Origin of the sequence: Mumia spirodelae (genome assembly GCF_050632745.1) — a bacterium.
Taxonomy (GTDB): domain Bacteria; phylum Actinomycetota; class Actinomycetes; order Propionibacteriales; family Nocardioidaceae; genus Mumia.
In genome coordinates this window covers 132,670-150,772 of record NZ_JBODSD010000006.1, presented here as the reverse complement: position 1 = coordinate 150,772, position 18,103 = coordinate 132,670, and the positions used below count along the sequence as shown (strand labels likewise).

Annotated in this window: 19 protein-coding genes; 8 read left to right on the top strand and 11 right to left on the bottom strand. The window is 70.7% G+C overall.

Going from position 1 to position 18,103, the window contains the following annotated elements; all coding sequences use genetic code 11:
- Window positions 1–3 precede the first annotated feature (3 nt).
- The 9 genes from ACQSSQ_RS23075 to ACQSSQ_RS23035 all read right to left on the bottom strand — a co-directional run bounded on the left by ACQSSQ_RS23075 (window position 4) and on the right by ACQSSQ_RS23035 (window position 7,514).
- Window positions 4–405 (bottom strand): metal-sulfur cluster assembly factor, encoded by a 402-nt coding sequence (locus ACQSSQ_RS23075; RefSeq protein WP_431329499.1) that lies wholly within the window; start codon window positions 403–405, stop codon window positions 4–6.
- Window positions 402–857 (bottom strand): Fe-S cluster assembly sulfur transfer protein SufU, encoded by a 456-nt coding sequence (gene sufU, locus ACQSSQ_RS23070; RefSeq protein ID WP_431329498.1) that lies wholly within the window; start codon window positions 855–857, stop codon window positions 402–404. Before sufU ends, ACQSSQ_RS23075 begins: the two co-directional genes overlap by 4 nt.
- A gap of 5 nt (window positions 858–862) precedes the next feature.
- Window positions 863–2,122, bottom strand: a complete 1,260-nt coding sequence (locus ACQSSQ_RS23065; protein WP_431329497.1) for a cysteine desulfurase — start codon at window positions 2,120–2,122, stop codon at window positions 863–865.
- Window positions 2,122–2,880 (bottom strand): Fe-S cluster assembly ATPase SufC, encoded by a 759-nt coding sequence (gene sufC / locus ACQSSQ_RS23060; RefSeq protein ID WP_431329496.1) that lies wholly within the window; start codon window positions 2,878–2,880, stop codon window positions 2,122–2,124. The genes ACQSSQ_RS23065 and sufC overlap by 1 nt, the downstream gene beginning before the upstream one ends.
- A 45-nt stretch (window positions 2,881–2,925) precedes the next feature.
- Window positions 2,926–3,252 (bottom strand): non-heme iron oxygenase ferredoxin subunit, encoded by a 327-nt coding sequence (locus ACQSSQ_RS23055; protein ID WP_431329495.1) that lies wholly within the window; start codon window positions 3,250–3,252, stop codon window positions 2,926–2,928.
- A gap of 3 nt (window positions 3,253–3,255) precedes the next feature.
- Window positions 3,256–4,485, bottom strand: a complete 1,230-nt coding sequence (sufD, locus tag ACQSSQ_RS23050; RefSeq protein ID WP_431329494.1) for a Fe-S cluster assembly protein SufD — start codon at window positions 4,483–4,485, stop codon at window positions 3,256–3,258.
- On the bottom strand, window positions 4,482–5,942 hold the full coding sequence (gene sufB, locus ACQSSQ_RS23045; protein WP_431329493.1) for a Fe-S cluster assembly protein SufB: 1,461 nt from the start codon (window positions 5,940–5,942) through the stop codon (window positions 4,482–4,484). The genes sufD and sufB overlap by 4 nt, the downstream gene beginning before the upstream one ends.
- Window positions 5,939–6,628, bottom strand: a complete 690-nt coding sequence (locus tag ACQSSQ_RS23040) for a helix-turn-helix transcriptional regulator (RefSeq protein ID WP_431329492.1) — start codon at window positions 6,626–6,628, stop codon at window positions 5,939–5,941. The genes sufB and ACQSSQ_RS23040 overlap by 4 nt, the downstream gene beginning before the upstream one ends.
- A 67-nt stretch (window positions 6,629–6,695) precedes the next feature.
- Window positions 6,696–7,514, bottom strand: coding sequence for a spermidine synthase (locus ACQSSQ_RS23035; RefSeq protein ID WP_431329491.1), 819 nt, complete (start codon window positions 7,512–7,514; stop codon window positions 6,696–6,698).
- A gap of 86 nt (window positions 7,515–7,600) precedes the next feature.
- Between ACQSSQ_RS23035 and ACQSSQ_RS23030 the strand changes: the two genes are divergently transcribed.
- The 5 genes from ACQSSQ_RS23030 (at window position 7,601) to ACQSSQ_RS23010 (ending at window position 12,012) form a co-directional block, all read left to right on the top strand.
- Window positions 7,601–8,683 (top strand): DNA polymerase domain-containing protein, encoded by a 1,083-nt coding sequence (locus tag ACQSSQ_RS23030; RefSeq protein ID WP_431329490.1) that lies wholly within the window; start codon window positions 7,601–7,603, stop codon window positions 8,681–8,683.
- 5 nt (window positions 8,684–8,688) lie between these two features.
- Window positions 8,689–9,729, top strand: a complete 1,041-nt coding sequence (locus ACQSSQ_RS23025) for a DNA polymerase IV (protein WP_431329489.1) — start codon at window positions 8,689–8,691, stop codon at window positions 9,727–9,729.
- A gap of 197 nt (window positions 9,730–9,926) precedes the next feature.
- A complete protein-coding gene (locus ACQSSQ_RS23020; RefSeq protein WP_431329488.1) occupies window positions 9,927–10,343 on the top strand; it encodes a GntR family transcriptional regulator in 417 nt (138 codons plus the stop codon).
- Entirely contained in the window at window positions 10,340–11,251 is a 912-nt protein-coding gene (locus tag ACQSSQ_RS23015) for an ATP-binding cassette domain-containing protein (RefSeq protein ID WP_431329487.1), read from the top strand. The genes ACQSSQ_RS23020 and ACQSSQ_RS23015 overlap by 4 nt, the downstream gene beginning before the upstream one ends.
- Entirely contained in the window at window positions 11,248–12,012 is a 765-nt protein-coding gene (locus ACQSSQ_RS23010; protein WP_431329486.1) for a hypothetical protein, read from the top strand. Before ACQSSQ_RS23015 ends, ACQSSQ_RS23010 begins: the two co-directional genes overlap by 4 nt.
- A gap of 10 nt (window positions 12,013–12,022) precedes the next feature.
- On the opposite strand, the gene ACQSSQ_RS23005 is transcribed toward ACQSSQ_RS23010, so the two are convergent.
- The gene (locus tag ACQSSQ_RS23005) at window positions 12,023–13,111 is read right to left on the bottom strand and encodes an ATP-dependent DNA ligase (RefSeq protein ID WP_431329485.1); all 1,089 of its coding nucleotides are present in this window, start codon (window positions 13,109–13,111) and stop codon (window positions 12,023–12,025) included.
- A 46-nt stretch (window positions 13,112–13,157) separates the two neighbouring features.
- The gene (locus ACQSSQ_RS23000; protein ID WP_431329484.1) at window positions 13,158–15,305 is read right to left on the bottom strand and encodes an MMPL family transporter; all 2,148 of its coding nucleotides are present in this window, start codon (window positions 15,303–15,305) and stop codon (window positions 13,158–13,160) included.
- A 74-nt stretch (window positions 15,306–15,379) separates the two neighbouring features.
- Between ACQSSQ_RS23000 and ACQSSQ_RS22995 the strand changes: the two genes are divergently transcribed.
- Genes ACQSSQ_RS22995 through ACQSSQ_RS22985 form a run of 3 tightly spaced genes read left to right on the top strand, consistent with a single transcriptional unit; the run spans window position 15,380 to window position 18,020 of the window.
- On the top strand, window positions 15,380–16,303 hold the full coding sequence (locus ACQSSQ_RS22995) for an ABC transporter ATP-binding protein (RefSeq protein ID WP_431329483.1): 924 nt from the start codon (window positions 15,380–15,382) through the stop codon (window positions 16,301–16,303).
- A complete protein-coding gene (locus ACQSSQ_RS22990) occupies window positions 16,300–17,073 on the top strand; it encodes an ABC transporter permease (RefSeq protein WP_431329482.1) in 774 nt (257 codons plus the stop codon). Before ACQSSQ_RS22995 ends, ACQSSQ_RS22990 begins: the two co-directional genes overlap by 4 nt.
- Before the next feature lie 2 nt (window positions 17,074–17,075).
- Complete coding sequence (locus ACQSSQ_RS22985; protein ID WP_431329481.1) at window positions 17,076–18,020, top strand: COX15/CtaA family protein; 945 nt, start codon at window positions 17,076–17,078, stop codon at window positions 18,018–18,020.
- Window positions 18,021–18,103 lie beyond the last annotated feature (83 nt).

Below are 18,103 nucleotides of genomic sequence, written 5' to 3'. Positions count from 1 at the left end.
CCGTCAGACGTTGAACCCGAGCGCCCGCAGCATCTCGCGGCCGTCCTCGGTGATCTTGTCCGGACCCCACGGCGGCATCCAGACCCAGTTGATCCGGAAGTCGTTGACGATGCCCTCGAGCGCCTGACGGGTCTGGTCCTCGATCACGTCGGTCAGCGGGCACGCGGCCGACGTCAGGGTCATGTCGATCGCGGCGTTGTTGGCCGGGTCGACCTCGACCTCGTAGACCAGTCCGAGATCGACGACGTTGATGCCGAGCTCGGGGTCGACGACGTCCTTCATCGCCTCGGTGACGTCCTCGACGGTCGTCACGCTGCGTCCGGCGGGGCTCAGGTCGACCTCGGGCAGGTCGTCGGCCGCCGGGCTCGTCTGGCTCTCGGTCGTCTGGCTCTGCGTCTCGCTCATCGCCCCTCCTCGCTCTTCTGCGCCACGGCCTGGGCCGTCGCGTCCTTCCATGCCATCCACGACAGCAGCGCACACTTCACGCGCGCGGGGAACTGCGCCACGCCCGCGAAGGCGATGCCGTCCTCCAGCAGGTCCTCGTCGGGCTCGACCTGCCCGCGCCCCTGCATGAGGGTCTGGAACTCGTCCAGCAGCGCGAGGCCCTCGGTCACCGACTTGCCGACGACGAGGTCGTTGAGCACCGAAGCCGACGCCTGGCTGATCGAGCAGCCCTCGGCGTCGTACGACACGTCGGCCACGGTCTCGCCCTCGAGGTGCACCCGCAGCGTGATCTCGTCGCCGCAGGTCGGGTTCACGTGATGGACCTCGGCCTCGTACGGGTCACGGAGACCACGGCCGTGCGGCTTCTTGTAGTGGTCGAGGATGATCTCCTGGTACAGGGAGTCCACGTTCATGCTCGTCACACCACCTTGAAGTATTTCTGGGTGCTCTCGATTCCCTCGACGAGCGCGTCGATCTCCGCAGGAGTCGTGTAGAGGTAGAACGACGCCCGGGTCGTCGACTGCACGCCGAAGCGCTGGTGCGCCGGCTTCGCGCAGTGGTGGCCGGCGCGGATCGCGATGCCGTAGGAGTCGAGCAGCTGCGCCACGTCGTGCGGGTGGACCCCGTCGAGGGCGAAGCTCACCGCTCCCCCGCGCTCGACCGCCTCGGTCGGGCCGACGATGGTGAGGCCGTCGATCTCGCCGAGCCGCTTGAGCGCGTACGCGGTGATCTCGCGCTCGTGCGCGGCGACGTTCTCCATGCCGAGCGCCGAGAGGTAGTCCACCGCGGCGCCGAGCCCGATCGCCTGGACGATCGGCGGCGTGCCGGCCTCGAACTTCGCCGGCGGCGGAGCGTACGTCGAGCGCTCCATCGTCACGGTCTCGATCATCTCGCCGCCTCCGAGGAACGGCGGGAGCTCCTCGAGCAGCGCCTTGCGGCCCCAGAGCACACCGATGCCCGTCGGGCCGACCATCTTGTGGCCGGTGAAGACGACGAAGTCCGCGCCGAGCGCGGTGAGGTCCACCGGCAGCTGCGGCACGGCTTGCGAGGCGTCGACCACGACGACCGCGCCGACGGCGTGCGCGCGCTCGATGATGACCTCGAGCGGGCTCACCGAGCCGAGCATGTTGGAGACCCACGCAACCGTGACGATGCGCGTGCGCTCGTTGATGAGCTCGTCGATCCGCGACAGGTCGAGACGGCCTTCGTCGGTCAGCCCGAACCAGCGCAGCGTCGCGCCCGTACGCTGCGCCAGCAGCTGCCACGGGACGATGTTGGAGTGGTGCTCGAGCTCGGTGGTGACGATCTCGTCCCCGGGGCGGATCTCCAGGTCGCCGACCGCGTTGCGGTAGGTGTTGGCGACCAGGTTGAGCGCCTCGGACGCGTTCTTGGTGAAGACGATCTCGTCACGCGACGGAGCGTTCACGAACGCGGCGATCTTGTCGCGCGCGCCCTCGAACGCCACGGTGGCCTCCGCACCCAGCTGATGCATCGCCCGGGCGACGTTGGCGTTGTGCCGGAGGTAGTGCTCGGCCATCGCCTCGACGACCTGGGTCGGCTTCTGCGACGTGTTGGCGCTGTCGAGGTAGACGAGCGGACGGTCCCCGGCCATGGCGCGACCGAGGATCGGGAAGTCCTCCCGAACCTTCTCGACGTCGTAACCGCCGGGGACGCTCATCAGACCGCAGCCTTGGTGTACTTGTCGTAGCCGTTCGCCTCGAGCTCCTCGGCGAGCGCCGGACCGCCGACCTCGGCCACCTTGCCGTTCACGAACACGTGCACGTAGTCCGGCTTGATGTAGCGGAGGATGCGCGTGTAGTGCGTGATCAGCAGGACGCCGCGGTCGCCCTGGCCCGAGAAGCGGTTGACGCCCTCGGAGACGATGCGCAGCGCGTCGATGTCGAGACCCGAGTCGGTCTCGTCGAGCACGGCGAACTTCGGGTTGAGCAGCTCGAGCTGGGCGATCTCGTGGCGCTTCTTCTCACCGCCGGAGAAGCCCTCGTTGACCGAGCGCTGGGCGAACGTCTTGTCGAGCGTCATGCGGTCGAGCGCGCCGTTGACGTCCTTGACCCAGGTACGCAGCGCGGGTGCCTCGCCGTCGAGCGCGGTCTTGGCGGCGCGCAGGAAGTTGGCCACGGAGACGCCCGGGATCTCGACCGGGTACTGCATGGCGAGGAACAGGCCTGCGCGCGCACGCTCGTCGACCGTCATGTCGAGGACGTCGACCCCGTCGAGGCTGACCGAGCCGGAGGTGACCTCGTACTTCGGGTGGCCGGCGATCGAGTACGCGAGCGTCGACTTGCCCGAGCCGTTGGGGCCCATGATGGCGTGCGTCTCGCCCGACTTCACGGTCAGGTCGACGCCCTTGAGGATCTCCTTGGCGCCGTCCTCGGTGGCGACCGAGACGTGGAGGTCGCGGATCTCGAGAGTGGACATGTGTGGTGACTCCGTCGTTTCTTTGAAGGTAAGACTTCGGGGCGTTCAGATGCTGGGGCTTGTCACGTCGACGAGGACCGTCGCGTCCTCCGTGACCTTGCAGGGATAGACCGGCACAGGCTCGGTCGCAGGCAGGTTGAGCACCTCGCCGGTCCGCGCGTCGAAGCGCGACCCGTGGAGCCAGCACTCGAGCGTGCAGTCCTCCACCTCGCCCTCCGAGAGCGGCACCGCGGCGTGCGAGCACTCGTCGCGGACGGCGAAGACCTCGTCGCCGCAGCGGACGAGCGCGACCTCGAGGCCCTCGACCTCGACGGCGAGCACGCCCCCGTCCGGGACGTCGGCGAAGTCCGCTGCGTACGCGAATCCGCTCACGGCTCAGGCCTCCGCGCTGACGGCGTCCGCGCTCTGCGCACCGTCGCCGACGACGTCCGCGACGCCGACGTGCTTGGCGAGCTCGGCCTCCACGGTCTGCAGGAGGCGCTCCTGGATCTCGGGCACCCCCGTACGACGGATGACGTCGTTGAAGAACCCGTGGACGACCAGGCGACGGGCCTCGACCTCCGGGATGCCTCGGCTCTGCAGGTAGAACAGGTGCAGGTCGTCGAAGCGGCCGGTCGTGGACGCGTGTCCCGCGCCCTCGATCTCGCCGGTCTCGATCTCGAGGTTGGGCACCGAGTCGGCACGCGCCCCGTCGGTGAGGACGAGGTTGTCGTTGCTCTCGTAGGTGTCGATGCCGACGCCCTCCTTGCGGATCAGCACGTCGCCGATCCACACAGTGTGGGCGTTCTTGCCCTGGAGCGCGCCCTTGTACTCGACCTTGCTGCGCCCCTTGGGGTTGTTGTGGTCGACGAACAGGCGGTGCTCGAGGTGCTGGCCGGCGTCGGCGAAGTAGAGCCCGAGCATGTCGACGTCGCCGCCGGTGCCCGCGTACTCGACCGAGGCGTTGATGCGGACCAGGTCGCCGCCGAAGCTGACGAGGACGTGCTTGAGGCTGGCGTCGCGGCCGACGTGCGCGTGGTGGTGCGACACGTGGACGGCGTCGTCGTCCCAGTCCTGGACCGCGACGACCGTCAGGTTGGCGCCGTCGCCGAGCACGATCTCGACGTTCTCCGCCCAGGTGGCCGAGCCGACGTAGTCGATCACGACGGTCGCCTTGGAGAACGGCTCCGCGGTGATGACGACGTGGCCGGCGCCGGCCTTCTCCGCGCCGGTGCCGCGGAACGTCACCCAGGTGGGCTGCGTCGCCACGGTCTCGGCCGGGACGGTCACGGTGAACACCCGGTCGGAGGCCTCCCAGGCGCGGGCCGAGATGCGGTCCACGGGGACGTACGTCGAGCTGCCCCGTGCCGTCGCCTCGTCGGCCGCGACCGACTCGGCGCGGACCTCGGGGGCGGCGTCGATCTCGACCTCGTAGTCGTGGCCGTCGAGCGAGGCGTCCTTGTGCAGGTCACGCAGGCGCTTCAGCGGCGTGAAGCGCCAGATCTCCTCGAGGCCGTTCGGCACCGCGTGGTCGGCCGGATCGAACGATCCCTCCGGGTGCAGGTGGCTGACGACACGGGTCTCGACCGGTCCGGCCAGGGTTGATTCAGTGGTGGGGGCGGTCACCCGACGGCACCTTCCATTTGCAGTTCGATCAGACGGTTGAGCTCGAGCGCGTACTCCATCGGGAGCTCGCGCGCGATCGGCTCGACGAAGCCGCGGACGATCATCGCCATCGCCTCGTCCTCCTCCATCCCGCGGCTCATCAGGTAGAAGAGCTGGTCGTCGCTGACCTTCGAGACCGTGGCCTCGTGGCCGAGCGACACGTCGTCCTCGCGGACGTCGACGTACGGGTAGGTGTCGGAGCGGCTGATGTCGTCGACGAGCAGGGCGTCGCACTTGACGGTGCTGGCCGAGTGCTCGGCACCCTCCTGGACCTGGAGCAGGCCCCGGTACGACGCGCGACCGCCGCCGCGCGCGACCGACTTGGAGATGATCGAGCTCGACGTGTGCGGAGCCGCGTGGACCATCTTGGCGCCGGAGTCCTGGTGCTGGCCCTCACCGGCGAACGCCAGCGACAGCGTCTCGCCACGGGCGTGCTCGCCGAGGAGGTAGATGGCCGGGTACTTCATCGTCACCTTGGAGCCGATGTTGCCGTCGACCCACTCCATGGTCGCGCCCTCCTCGCAGGTGGCGCGCTTGGTGACGAGGTTGTAGACGTTGTTGGACCAGTTCTGGATGGTCGTGTAGCGGCAGCGGCCGCCCTTCTTCACGATGATCTCGACGACCGCGGAGTGCAGCGAGTCGGTCTTGTAGATCGGCGCGGTGCAGCCCTCGACGTAGTGGACGTACGCGTCCTCGTCGACGATGATCAGCGTCCGCTCGAACTGGCCCATGTTCTCGGTGTTGATCCGGAAGTAGGCCTGCAGCGGGATGTCGACGTGGACGCCCTTGGGCACGTAGATGAACGAGCCGCCGGACCACACGGCCGAGTTGAGCGCGGAGAACTTGTTGTCGCCGACCGGGATCACGGTCGCGAAGTACTCCTTGAAGAGCTCGGGGTGCTCCTTGAGCGCCGTGTCGGTGTCGAGGAAGATGACGCCCTGCTCCTCCAGGTCCTCGCGGATCTGGTGGTAGACGACCTCCGACTCGTACTGCGCCGCGACGCCGGCCACGAGGCGCTGCTTCTCCGCCTCGGGGATGCCGAGCTTGTCGTAGGTGTTCTTGATGTCCTCGGGGAGCTCCTCCCACGAGGTCGCCTGCTTCTCGGTGGAGCGGACGAAGTACTTGATGTTGTCGAAGTCGATGTCCGACAGGTCGGCGCCCCAGGTGGGCATCGGCTTGCGGCCGAAGAGCTTGAGGCCCTTCATGCGCAGGTCGAGCATCCACTCCGGCTCGTCCTTGCGGCCCGAGATGTCGCGGACGACGTCCTCGTTGAGGCCGCGCTTGGCGCTCGCGCCTGCGACGTCCGGGTCGGCCCAGCCGAAGTCGTAGCGGCCGAGGCCGGCGAGCTCGGGGTTGGCCTGCTCGATGGCGTTCGGCGCCGCGGCGCCGGTGACGCCGGTGTCCGGGGTGGTGGTCATCGGGTGGTCCTCTCGTCGGTCGTGAGGGTGGCCGGGGTGTCGGGGACGTACGTGGTGCACACGCCGTCGCCGTGGGCGATGGTGGCGAGGCGTTGCACGTGGTGTCCCAACATCCGGGCGAACGCTTCTGTTTCCGCTTCGCACAGCTCGGGGAACTCGGCCGCGACGTGGGCGACCGGGCAGTGGTGCTGGCACACCTGGGTGCCGCCGGGCGCCTGCCGCACGCTGGCGGCGAAGCCGTCCTCGGCGAGCGCGTCGGCCAGGACCTCAGGACGCCGCTGCGGTGCGGCCTCCTCGAGGATCGGGAGGAGACGACGCTCGAGCTCCTCGCCCCGCCGGCGGGCGAACGCCTTGACGGCGTCCTCTCCGACGGTCTCGGCCAGGAAGCGCAGCGCGCTCACCGCCAGGTCGTCGTAGTCCTGCTCGAACGCCTCGCGCCCCTCGTCGGTGAGGGCGAACGCCTTGGCGGGGCGCCCACGTCCGCGACGCTGCCCGCGGTCACGGGCGACGGCGACCTCGACCATCCCCTCCTCGAGGAGGGCGTCGAGGTGGCGACGGACGGCGGCAGGGGTGAGATCGAGCCTCTCGGCCAGCTGGACAGCCGTGGACGGGCCCTCGTGCATGATGCTGCGCACCACGCGCTGACGAGTCGAGGACTCGTCGGGGACGACCCGGGCGTTTTTCACAACACCAGTGTGCCCTTATTGCTTCGGGCCGTTCAACGAAGGATGTCCTTAGTGGCGCCGGTCACCCTCAGCCGAAGTACGTCGCTCCCCCTGGCGGGCCGGGCGACGGCGCCGAGTCGGCGTCGGTGAACGCGGCGCCACCGCCCAGCGCGCTGCTCAGGTCCGACCCGCCGAGCACGCGGTAGGGGAAGGGCGAGGACGCCGCACGGCGCTGCATCGCGGCCACCGGCAGGGTCTCGCGTCGCGCGACGAGCAGCACGTTGCCGTAGCGGCGGCCGCGCAGCGTGGCGGGCTCGGCGCTCGCCACAACCTCCGGGAACGCCGCGCGCGCCGCCGCCACGACCCGTCGCAGGTACGGGAACGGCGCCTGGTCCGCGACGTTCGCGAGCAGCACTCCCCCGGGGGCGAGGACCCGCGCCACATCGGCGAACGCCTCCGCGGTCGTGAGCTCGGCCGGGACGACGGGGCCGTCGAAGGCGTCCAGGACGACGACGTCCGCGTACGACGCGCGGAGCGCGGCGAGCCCGCTACGGCCGTCGACGGGGCGGACCTTGATCCCGCTGCGCGCCGGCAGCGGCAGGTGCTCACGGACGTACGCGGTGAGCTCGGCGGCGGGCTCGAGGACCACCTGGGCCGAGCGCGGGCGGGTCGCGGCGACGTACCGGGGAAGCGTGAGCCCGGCCCCGCCGACGTGGACCGCCGTGAGGCGCTCCGGCGGCGGGCTCAGGAGGTCGATCGTGTCGGCGATCCTCTGGACGTACTCGAAGACGAGTCGCGTGGGGTCCTCGAGGTCGACGTGCGACTGCTCCGCGCCGCCGATGCGCAGGGTGAACGCGTGGCGGCGCCCCGGCTCGGGCTCGAGGGTGATGTCCCCCAGGTCAGGCATCGCGTCAGCCTAGCCAGCGATGAGTCTCGCCGCCGTGGTCGGTCGTCAGTGCGCACAGTGTCCCCGAGTCCCCCTAGGTTGGTGCCATGGCCAAGACACCCGCGGCGTACGTCTCGGCTGGAGACCGCGAGGTGCGCGTCTCGAGTCCTGACCGTGTCGTCTACGAGGCGACGGAGCGCACCCCGGCGATCACCAAGCTCCAGGTCTGCGACTACTTCGCGGCCGTCGGCGAGGTGATGCTGCGGAGCATCGGTGACCGCCCCACCGCCATGGAGCGCTGGCCCGACGGCTGGCGCGAGGGCATGCGCCTGGCCACCGGTCCTCAGGACCGTGACGCGGACGGGTTCTATCAGAAACGGCTGCCGAAGGGCGCGCCCGACTTCGTCGAGACCGTGAAGATCACCTTCCCGAGCGGCCGCACCGCCGACGAGCTGTGCCCGACCGAGCCGGCGTCGCTCGTGTGGGCGGCGCAGATGGGGGCCCTCACCTTCCACCCGTGGCCCGTGCGCCGCGCCGACGTCGATCATCCCGACGAGCTCCGGCTGGACCTCGACCCGCAGCCGGGCACGACGTTCGCCGACGCACAGCGGGTCGCAGAGGTCGCGCGCGAGCTGCTCGAGGAGCTCGGCCTGCGGGGCTACCCCAAGACGAGCGGCAACCGTGGCGTCCACATCTACGTGCGCCTTCAGCCGCGGTGGACCTTCGACGAGGTGCGGCACGCCGCCATCGGCCTCGGTCGCGAGCTCGAGCGCCGCGACGGCGGCGTGACGACCGCGTGGTGGAAGGAGGAGCGGGGCACCCGGCTGTTCCTGGACTACAACCAGAACCTGCGCGACCGGACGATCGCGAGCGCGTGGAGCCTGCGCGCAAGGCCCGGCGCCCCCGTCAGCACTCCCCTGACCTGGGCCGCGCTCGCCGACGTCGACGATCCGCGCGACTTCAACCTGACGACCATCCCCGACTACGTGGCCAGCGGCGACCCCTGGGCCGAGATGGACGACGTCGCCTACTCGCTGGAGCCGCTGCTCGACCTCTGGGAGACGTTGCCCGGGGGCGAGCTCAACTGGCCGCCCGACTATCCCAAGCAGCCGGGCGAGCCGCCGCGCGTCCAGCCCAGCAAGAAGGTCGCCGAGCACTGGGACGAAGCAGGCAACCGGATCGAGACATAGCCACCATGCCTTGGGTGCTGCACGTCGACCTGGACCAGTTCATCGCTGCGGTCGAGGTGCTGCGCCGCCCGGAGCTCGCCGGGCTTCCGGTGGTCGTGGGCGGGCGTGGCGACCCGACCGAGCGCGGTGTCGTGTCGACGGCGTCCTACGAGGCCCGCGCGTTCGGGGTGCGCTCGGGGATGCCCCTGCGCACCGCGCTCAAGAAGTGCCCGGACGCCGTCTTCCTCCCGGTCGACAAGCCCGCGTACGACGAGGCCTCGGCGGGCGTGATGGACGCGCTGCGCAGCCTCGGCACGGCCGTCGAGGTGCTCGGCTGGGACGAGGCGTTCGTCGCCGTGCCTGACGACGTGGCCGACGAGGAGGCCGCGCTCGCGTTCGCCCACGCGATCCAGGCCCGCGTCCTGGAGCGGACCGCGCTGCACTGCTCGGTCGGGATCGGCGACAACAAGATCCGCGCCAAGAACGCCACCGACCTCGGCAAGCCCCGAGGGACGTTCACGCTGACCCGTGACAACTGGTGGACGGTGGTCGGCGACCGCCCTACCGACGGTATCTGGGGCATCGGCGGCAAGACCGCTGCCAAGCTCGCCCGCCTGGGGATCAGCACGGTGCGCGAGCTCGGCGCGTACGACGAGGAGGCGCTCGCCGCGCAGCTCGGTCCGACGATGGGCCCCTGGTACCGCCGGCTCGCCCGCGGCGTCGACACCTCGCCCGTCGACCCGACTCCCTGGGTGCCGCGGTCGCACGGCCACGAGGTCACCTTCCAGACCGACCTCACCGATCCCGCCGAGGTCGAGGCGGAGGTCCGTCGGCTCGCCGAGGCCGCGACGCGCGACGTCGTCGAGGACGGGCGACCCGCGGTCCGCGTCCGGCTCAAGATCCGCTACGTGCCGTTCGACACCCGCACGCGCAGCGTCACCCTCCCCGAGCCGACGTCCGACGCCACGACGATCGCGGACGCGGCCGCAGGCCTGCTGGAGCGCACCGACCGCACCCGCGCCGTACGCCTCGTCGGGGTCGCCGCCGAGATGGCGCCCCCGGCCTAGCCGCCCCGCCCCCATCGCTTCCGCGGTTTGCCCCGTTGGCGTGGCAAACCCTCCTCGGCGCCCGGTGCTTGCCGCGCCAACCACGACTGCCCACGTTGGCGTGGCAAACCGCGGAAGGGGGGCAGGGCGCGTGCTTGCGTGATAAGACGTTCTGTGGTTCATTAGTCCAGTAATGAACCACAGGAGGTGAGCGGATCGTGTTCGACGGACCAGAGCCGATCTACATCCAGATAGCCGACCAGATCCGTGCTCAGATCCTGAGCGGCGACCTGCCCGAGGAGGCCCAGGTGATGTCCACGACCCAGTACGCGACGACGTTCCGGATCAACCCCGCAACCGCGGCGAAGGCGTTCGGGATCCTCGTCGACGAGGGCCTGATCGAGAAGCGGCGCGGTCTGGGCATGTTCGTCGCCCGCGGTGCGCACGAACGGCTCGTGCACGAGCACCGCGCGGCGTACCTCGACCGCGTCTTCCGCCCGGCGGTCGAGCAGGCCGACCTCCTCGGCATCCCCCGCGAGCAGCTCGCGGCCTACCTCGCGGAGCACCCGCACGCCGCCACCTCCCCCACCCCGACCGCCTCCCCCACTCCTGTCGCAGAAGGTGAGACCCGATGACCACCCCGTACGCAGCCGAGCTGACCGACGTCACCGTCCGGTACGGCCGCCGCGGCAGCGGCGAACCGGCGCTCGACGGCGCATCCTTCTCCATCCGTCCCGGCACGATCACCGGGCTCCTGGGGCGCAACGGTGCCGGCAAGTCCACCGCGCTGGCGCTCCTCGCCTCGCTGCGCCGACCGACGTCGGGCACGGTCCGCGTCGACGGCCACGACCCGTTCGAGAACGCCGTCGTGATGGCTGGCGTGCAGCTCGTCCGCGAGTCCGGCGACGTGGTCCGGGACTCCTCGGTCGACGACACCCTCGGTTACTACAGCGAGGTACGCCCGACCTGGGACACCGAGTACGCGAAGGCGCTGCTCGACCAGTTCGGGATCGCCATGGACACGCAGCCCAACAAGCTCTCGCGCGGCAAGCAGTCGGCGCTGGGCTGCATCATCGGGCTCGCCAGCCGCGCGCCGCTCACGATCTTCGACGAGTCCTACCTCGGCATGGATGCTCCGAGCCGCTACGCGTTCTACGACGCGCTCCTCGACGACTACACCGAGCACCCGCGCACGATCGTCGTCTCCAGCCACCTGATCGAGGAGGTCGAACGGCTCTTCGAGGACGTCGTCGTGCTCCATCGCGGCCGCACCGTGGTCTCCGAGAGTGCCGACGCACTCCGTGACCGCGCCGTCAGCCTGGTCGGGCCGACCACCGCGGTGAGCAAGCTCGCCGACGGACGCCACGCGCTGGCGACCCGCACCCTCGGAGGAACGACGCAGCTCACCCTCGAGGGCGCCCTCGAGCCCGCCGAGGTCGCGCACGCCCGGGAGACCGGCGTCGAGATCGCCCGGGTCTCGATCCAGGACCTCTTCATCCACCTCACCAAGGACACCGATCCTCAGAAGGAGGACGCGCGATGAGCGCCACCATCTCCCCCGTCGCCGTGCGGGAGCAGGAACGCCGCGGCAGCCGCATCAGCACGTACTCGCTGTTCGCCGGGACCTGGCAGATCGGGATGTACTTCTGGATCGCGGTCGTCATCATCAGCGCGCTCGTCAGCGTCGTCATCCACACCTGGGACGAGCTCGACGGCAGCGTCGCGGACGGCGTACTCGGGTCGGCACCGATCTTCCTCGGCGTGATGGGGATCATCATGCCCCTCGGGACGCTCCCGCTCCATCTCGCCGGCGGCGGCACCCGCCGCTCGCTGTTCCGTGGCACCGTTGCTGCCGCGGTCGGGATCGGAGTGTCCTTCGGACTGGCCGGCGCCCTCGGGATGCTGGTCGAGCACCTCGTGTTCAACGCCCTCGACTGGTCGTCGGCCGTCGTCGACGCCGGGTTGTACGACTCCTCGGGCGACTTCTTCGCGATCTGGCTGTCGTGGTCGCTGAGCAGCATCGCCTACTTCCTCGGCGGCGCCGCGATCGCGCTCGGCTACTACCGCTGGGGAGGCGTGCTGGGCACGGTCCAGCTGTTCGTGGTCCTCGCCCTCGTGATCGGCGGCGAGATCGCCCTGGGAGGCGGCCTCTACTCCGCCGGGGTCGAGCACCTCACCGGCGGCGCCGTCGCCGCCCCGCTCGCGGTGCTGATCTCGCTGGTCACGAGCGCGCTGGTGGCCCTCGTCCTGCAGCGGACGCTGCGGGACGTCCCGCTCAAGCCCAACAGCGCCAGCGCCTGCTGAGCGGAGAGGGTCAGCCGAGGACGTCGGCGAGGTCGTACGAGACGACCTCCTCCAGCTGCTCGTACGTGCACGACTCGGGGTCGCGGTCCGGCCGCCACCGCTTGAAGCGGGCGGTGTGCCGGAACCGCGTCCCCTCCATGTGCTCGTACGCCACCTCGGTGACGAGCACGGGCCGGATCGGCACGAACGAGAGGTCCTTGCCGGCGCTCCACCGGCTCTGCGCGCCGGGCAGGCGGTCGCCCGCCGCGTGCGCCTCCGCCTCGGCCCACCGCCCCCACGGGTGCTCCGCGAACGGGATCTTGAGCTCGTCCAGCTCGGTCACCAGCTCGGCGCGGCGCCCCTCGGTGAACGCGGCGCACACGCCGACGTGCTGGAGGACGCCCTCGTCGTTGTAGAGCCCGAGGAGCATCGAGCCGAGCAGCGGCCGCTCGGGCGTCGACGTCTTGTGGAACCGGTAGCCCGCCACGACGACGTCCGCGGTCCGCTCGTGCTTGACCTTGAGCATCGTGCGGGCGTTCTGCTCGTACGGCGCACGCAGCGGCTTGGCCACCACGCCGTCGAGCCCGGCGCCCTCGAACTGGCCGAACCACTCCTCTGCAACCGCGGGGTCCAGCGTGGTCCGCGTCGTGTGCACCGGGTCCCGAGCGTCCTGGAGCGCCTCCACCAGCCGCGCGCGCCGCAGCTCGAACGGCTCCCCTGTCAGGTCGTCGTCGCCGAGCGCGAGCAGGTCGAAGGCGACGTACGACGCCGGCGTCTGCTCGGCGAGCAGGTTGATCCGCGACACGGCCGGGTGGATGCGCTCCTGGAGCACCTCGAACTCGAGGCGCCCGTCGATCGCGACGATCACCTCACCGTCCAGGACGCACCGCTCGGGCAGGTTCTCCCGGAACGCGGTGACGAGCTCCGGGAAGTAGCGCGTGAGGTCCCGCGTGTTGCGGCTGGTCATCTCCACGGTCTCGCCGTCGCGGAACACGATGCAGCGGAACCCGTCCCACTTGGGCTCGAACGACAGCCCGCCGTCGACCTTGGCCGGATCCGGCACGCCCTTGACCGACTTGGCCAGCATCGGGCGTACCGGCGGCATCACCGGGAGCTGCATCGCGTCACCACTCTCGTGTCAGGAGCCCGCGTGTCGGGACCTCGGATCAGGACCTCGGCGCCGACTCGACGGGCTCCTCGATCTCGTCCTCGCGCGCCTCGTCCCCGTGACCGGGCCACCAGGCGGCGTGCCCGAGCAGCGCGGTCAGCGACGGCGTGAAGAACATCGACATCACGAAGGCCGCGACGAGGATGCCGAACGAGATCGCGAAGCCCATCGAGACGAGGAGCGGGTTGCCGCCGAGCATGAGCGCGGCGAACGACCCGGCCAGGATCAGGCCGGCAGCGGCGATGGTAGGACCGGCATGGCGTACGGCCCAGGCCGCCGCGGCATGCGGGTCCTTCCCTTGCCGGGACTCCTCCCGCAAGCGCGCGATCATCAGGATGTTGTAGTCGGTGCCGAGCGCGACCACGAACAGGTAGATGTAGATCGGCAGCATGAAGATGAGGCCGTCCTCACCCTTGGCCACCTGGAACACCAGCACCGTGGCGCCCAGCGTCGCGCCGAAGCCGAGGCCGACCGACGCCATCAGGTAGAGCGGCGCGACGAGGCTGCGGAGCAGGACCGCCAGGATGATCATGATGAGCAGCGCCGCGACCGGGAACACGACGGAGTAGTCGCGGTTCATCGCGTCCTGGAGGTCGACGAAGATCGACGTCGTCCCGCCGACGAGGGCCTCGGCACCGTCCGGGGCCGCGTCGTGCGCCGCCGTACGGATCGGACCCTCGACGTGCTCCATGGCGGCATCCGACATCGGGTCGTCGTCGAGCGTCACGATGAAGAGCGCGGCCGTGCCGTCGGCGTTGGGGATCGGCTGCGCGACCTGGGCCACGCCCTCCGCGTCGCCGAGCGCTGTCGCGAACGGGGCGAGCTCGTCCTGCGCGATAGGGTCGCCGTCCGTGCTCTGCAGGATGACGGTCTGCGGGGCGGTGGCACCTGCGGGGTAGCCCTCGAGCATGCGCTCGCTCGCCACCATCGACTCCGCGTCGTCGGGCAGGCTCATCTGCGAGAAGTCGAACGACGGCTTGAAGCCGAACGCGAAGACCGCGAGCGCGGCGAGCAGGAGCCCCGAGGCGAGCGCGAATCGGCCCGGGTGGCGGCCGAGCGAGTCACCGATCGCCGCGAAGCGGGCGTTCTTGGGCTCCTTCTTCCATGCCTTGGACGGCCAGAAGACCTTGGTGCCGAGCAGCGACACGACGGCCGGGATCAGGGTGAGCGCGGCCACGACCGTGACCGCCACGGCGATCGCGAGCGCCGGGCCGATCGAGCGGAAGATGCTCAGGGACGACAGCACCAGCGCCATGAACGCGACGATCACGGCGCCGCCGGCGGACGCGATCGCCTCGCCGGCGCGCTCGATCGCGTGCACCATCGCGGCCTTGGGCTCCTCCCCCTCTCGCAGCCGCTCTCGATAGCGGAACATCAAGAAGAGGATGTAGTCGGTGCCGATGCCGAACAGCACGACGATCAGGATCACCGTGACCGACGAGTCGGCCTGGAGGCCGAAGGTCTCGTTCGCGATGGAGATCAGGCCGGTGGCGACCTGGGAGATGATCGTGATCACGACGATCGGGAGCAGCGCGACGATCGGGCTGCGGAAGATCACCAGGAGAAGGATGACGATCAGGCCGATCGTCGCGATGCCGACGGCCGCCTCGGCGCCGCTCGCGGCCTCCTCGGCGTCGAGGTTCTGCGCGATCGACCCGGTGACGGCGACTCGCAGGTCGGTGCCCTCGACGGCGTCCTTGGCCTGCTCGCGCAGCTCCTTGGCGCTGTCCGTCAGCGTGGTGTCGAACGGGTCGGTGCCCTCGGTGAGCCCCGCCGTGATCGTCTGGACCACGCCGTTCTCCGACGGAGGGTTGGCCCGGATGTCGGCGAGGTGCTCGATGTCGGCGGCGCTCAGGTCCTCGGCGAGCGCGGCCACGGCGGCGGTGTTCTCGTCGGTGAGCTGCTGCCCGTCCTCGCGGTCGACGACGACGATGGCCGCGGGCTCGGTGTCGGCGAGCTCCGGGAAGGCATCGGCCTGGGCCTCGAGCGCCTTGATGGACTCGTAGTGACGGGGCAGGAAGTCGGCCTCGTCACTGGTGGACTGCAACGGCGGCGCCAACGACACCACTGCCACCGCGAGCACGATCCACGCGAGAATGACCTGCCACGGATGACGGACGACGTATCGTCCGAGCGAGCCGAACACCTGACCCCTCCCCGGGCCACCCCGGCGGCGGCCCCAGCAGACCCTATCGAACACGAGATCTCTAGACTGGACCAGTGAATTCCCTCGCCGTGGAGGTCGCCGGCCTCGTCATGCGCTACGGCGACACGACGGCAGTCGACGGCCTGAGCCTCACGGTCGAGCCCGGCACGGTCACCGCCGTCCTCGGGCCCAACGGCGCGGGCAAGACCACGACGATCGAGACCTGCGAGGGATACCGCCGTCCGCAGGCCGGCACGGTCCGCGTGCTCGGCCTCGACCCGGTCCGCGACGCGGCGAGGCTGCGCCCCCGCGTCGGGGTGATGCTCCAGAGCGGCGGCGCGTGGTCCGCGTCGTACCCGCACGAGATGCTCCGCTACGTCTCCCGCCTGTACGCCGAGCCGCTCGACGTCGACGCCCTGATCGAGCGCCTCGGGCTCGGCGGGATCGGGCGCACGCCGTACCGGCGCCTGTCCGGCGGTCAGCAGCAGCGTCTCGCCCTCGCGACGGCGCTCGTCGGCCGTCCCGAGCTGGTCTTCCTCGACGAGCCGACCGCCGGCCTCGACCCGCAGGCGCGCCGGGCGACGTGGGAGCTCGTGGACGAGCTGCGGGTGAGCGGCGTGACCGTCGTGCTCACCACCCACTTCATGGACGAGGCCGAGCGCCTCGCCGACTGGGTCCACGTGATCGACCACGGGCGGCTCATCGCGTCCGGGACCCCCAAGAGCCTCACCAGCGAGGGCGCCGAGAACACGGTCCGCCTGGCTGCGACCGCGGGACTCGACACCGCCGGCCTCCTGACGACGCTTCCCGCGGGTTCGCAGGTCGTCGAGCAGAGCCCGGGGGTCTACCTCGTCTCGGGCACGATCGATCCGGGACTGCTCCACGCCGTCACGGCGTGGTTCGCCAGCCAGGGCGTGCTCCTCGACGAGATCAGCGTGCGCCGTCGCACCCTCGAGGACGTGTTCCTCGACCTGACCGGACGGGAGCTGCGCTCGTGAGCCTCGACTTCGCGCCCCGGCCGGGCGCCGCACCGGTGCCCCGCATGGTCCTCGCGCAGACGCTCATGGAGACGCGCCTGCTCATGCGCAACGGCGAGCAGCTGCTCCTCGCCCTCGTGATCCCGCTCCTGCTGCTGGTCGCGGGGACGGAGGCGACCCGGATCGTCGACCTCGGGCCCGGCCGACCGATCGACATCATCACGCCGGGCGTGCTGTCGCTGGCGATCCTCTCGTCGTCGTTCACGTCGCTCGCGATCGCCACCGGGTTCGAGCGCCGCTACGGGGTGATCAAGCGGCTCGGCACGACGCCGCTCCCCCGCTGGGGCCTGCTGGTCGGCAAGATCGGCTCCGTCCTGCTCGTGCAGGCGCTGCAGCTCCTCGTGCTCGTGGTGGTCGCGCTCTGGCTCGGGTGGGACCCGCACGGCGGCGCAGCGTCGTACGCGTGGATGGTCGTGCTCGCGCTGCTCGGCACCGCCGCGTTCGCCGCGCTCGCGCTGCTGGTCGCCGGCACGCTGCGCGCCGAGGCGACCCTGGCCGTGGCGAACCTGGTCTACGTGCTGCTGCTGGTGGGCGGGGCGGTCCTCGTGCCGCTGAGCCGCTATCCCGACGCGGCGCAGACGTTCTTGTCCGTCCTGCCGTCCGGCGCGCTGTCGGAGGGCATGCGGACGGTGTTCGAAGGAAGTGCGCCACCGGTGTCCAGCATCGTGGTGCTCGTGGTCTGGGCTGCCGTCGCCGCCGGCGCGACCGCCCGGACGTTCAAGTGGGAGTGATCGTGATCGACAGGTTCCGCAACCCGACCGACAGCTTCGTACGAGGCTGGGCGTGGGCGTCGCTGGTCGCCAACATCGGCATCATCGTCACCGGCGCGGCCGTCCGGCTGACCGCCTCCGGGCTCGGGTGCCCGACGTGGCCGCGGTGCACCGACGAGTCGTACGTCCCGCACGGCGCGCTCGGGATCCACGGGGTTATCGAGTTCGGCAACCGGCTGCTGACGTTCGTGCTCGTCGGGATCGCGATCGCAACCTGGTTCGCGGTGCGGCAGTGGCGCCCGAAGCGTCCGCGCTCCGTGGTCGTCGCCACGCTGATGGCCTTCGGCATCCCCGCGCAGGCGCTGATCGGCGGCATCACGGTGCTCGTCGACCTCAACGCGTGGGCGGTCGCCGTGCACCTCGCCGTGTCGATCGGGCTCGTCAGCCTGTCCACGGTGCTCGTACGCCAGACGTACCACCCGGCCGCCTGGCACCCGCCGACGGTGCCTGCCCCGGCGCAGACGCTCGGGTGGATCACGTACGGCGTCATGTGGGCCACGGTGATGATCGGCACCGTCGTGACCGGAGCGGGCCCCCACGCCGGTGACCCGGACACGCCGCGCAACGGCTTCTCCCCCGCTGCCGTCACGCAGCTCCACGCCGACGCCGTCTTCCTCCTGCTCGGCCTCTCCATCGGGCTGGTGCTGGCGTACAAGGCCGTGGGCGCCGCCCCCGTGGCCATCCGCGCGGCGATCGTCCTCGTCGCGGTCGAGCTCGGACAGGGCCTGATCGGGTTCGTCCAGTACTTCACGGACCTCCCGATCGTCCTCGTCGGCCTCCACCTGCTCGGCGCGGGGATCCTCGCGGCCGCAGCGACGTGGGCCGCGCTCGAGTCGCGCACTCCCGCCGTCCGCACCACCCCGGCCTTCCCCTCGCCGACGACCTCTCCGTCCGCCCCGAGCGCCTAGGCCGACGCATCGTGCGGGAACGCGACCACGAGGTGGTCACGGTCCCGCACGATCCCACCTCCAGCCCGCGCTCTGGAACAGTC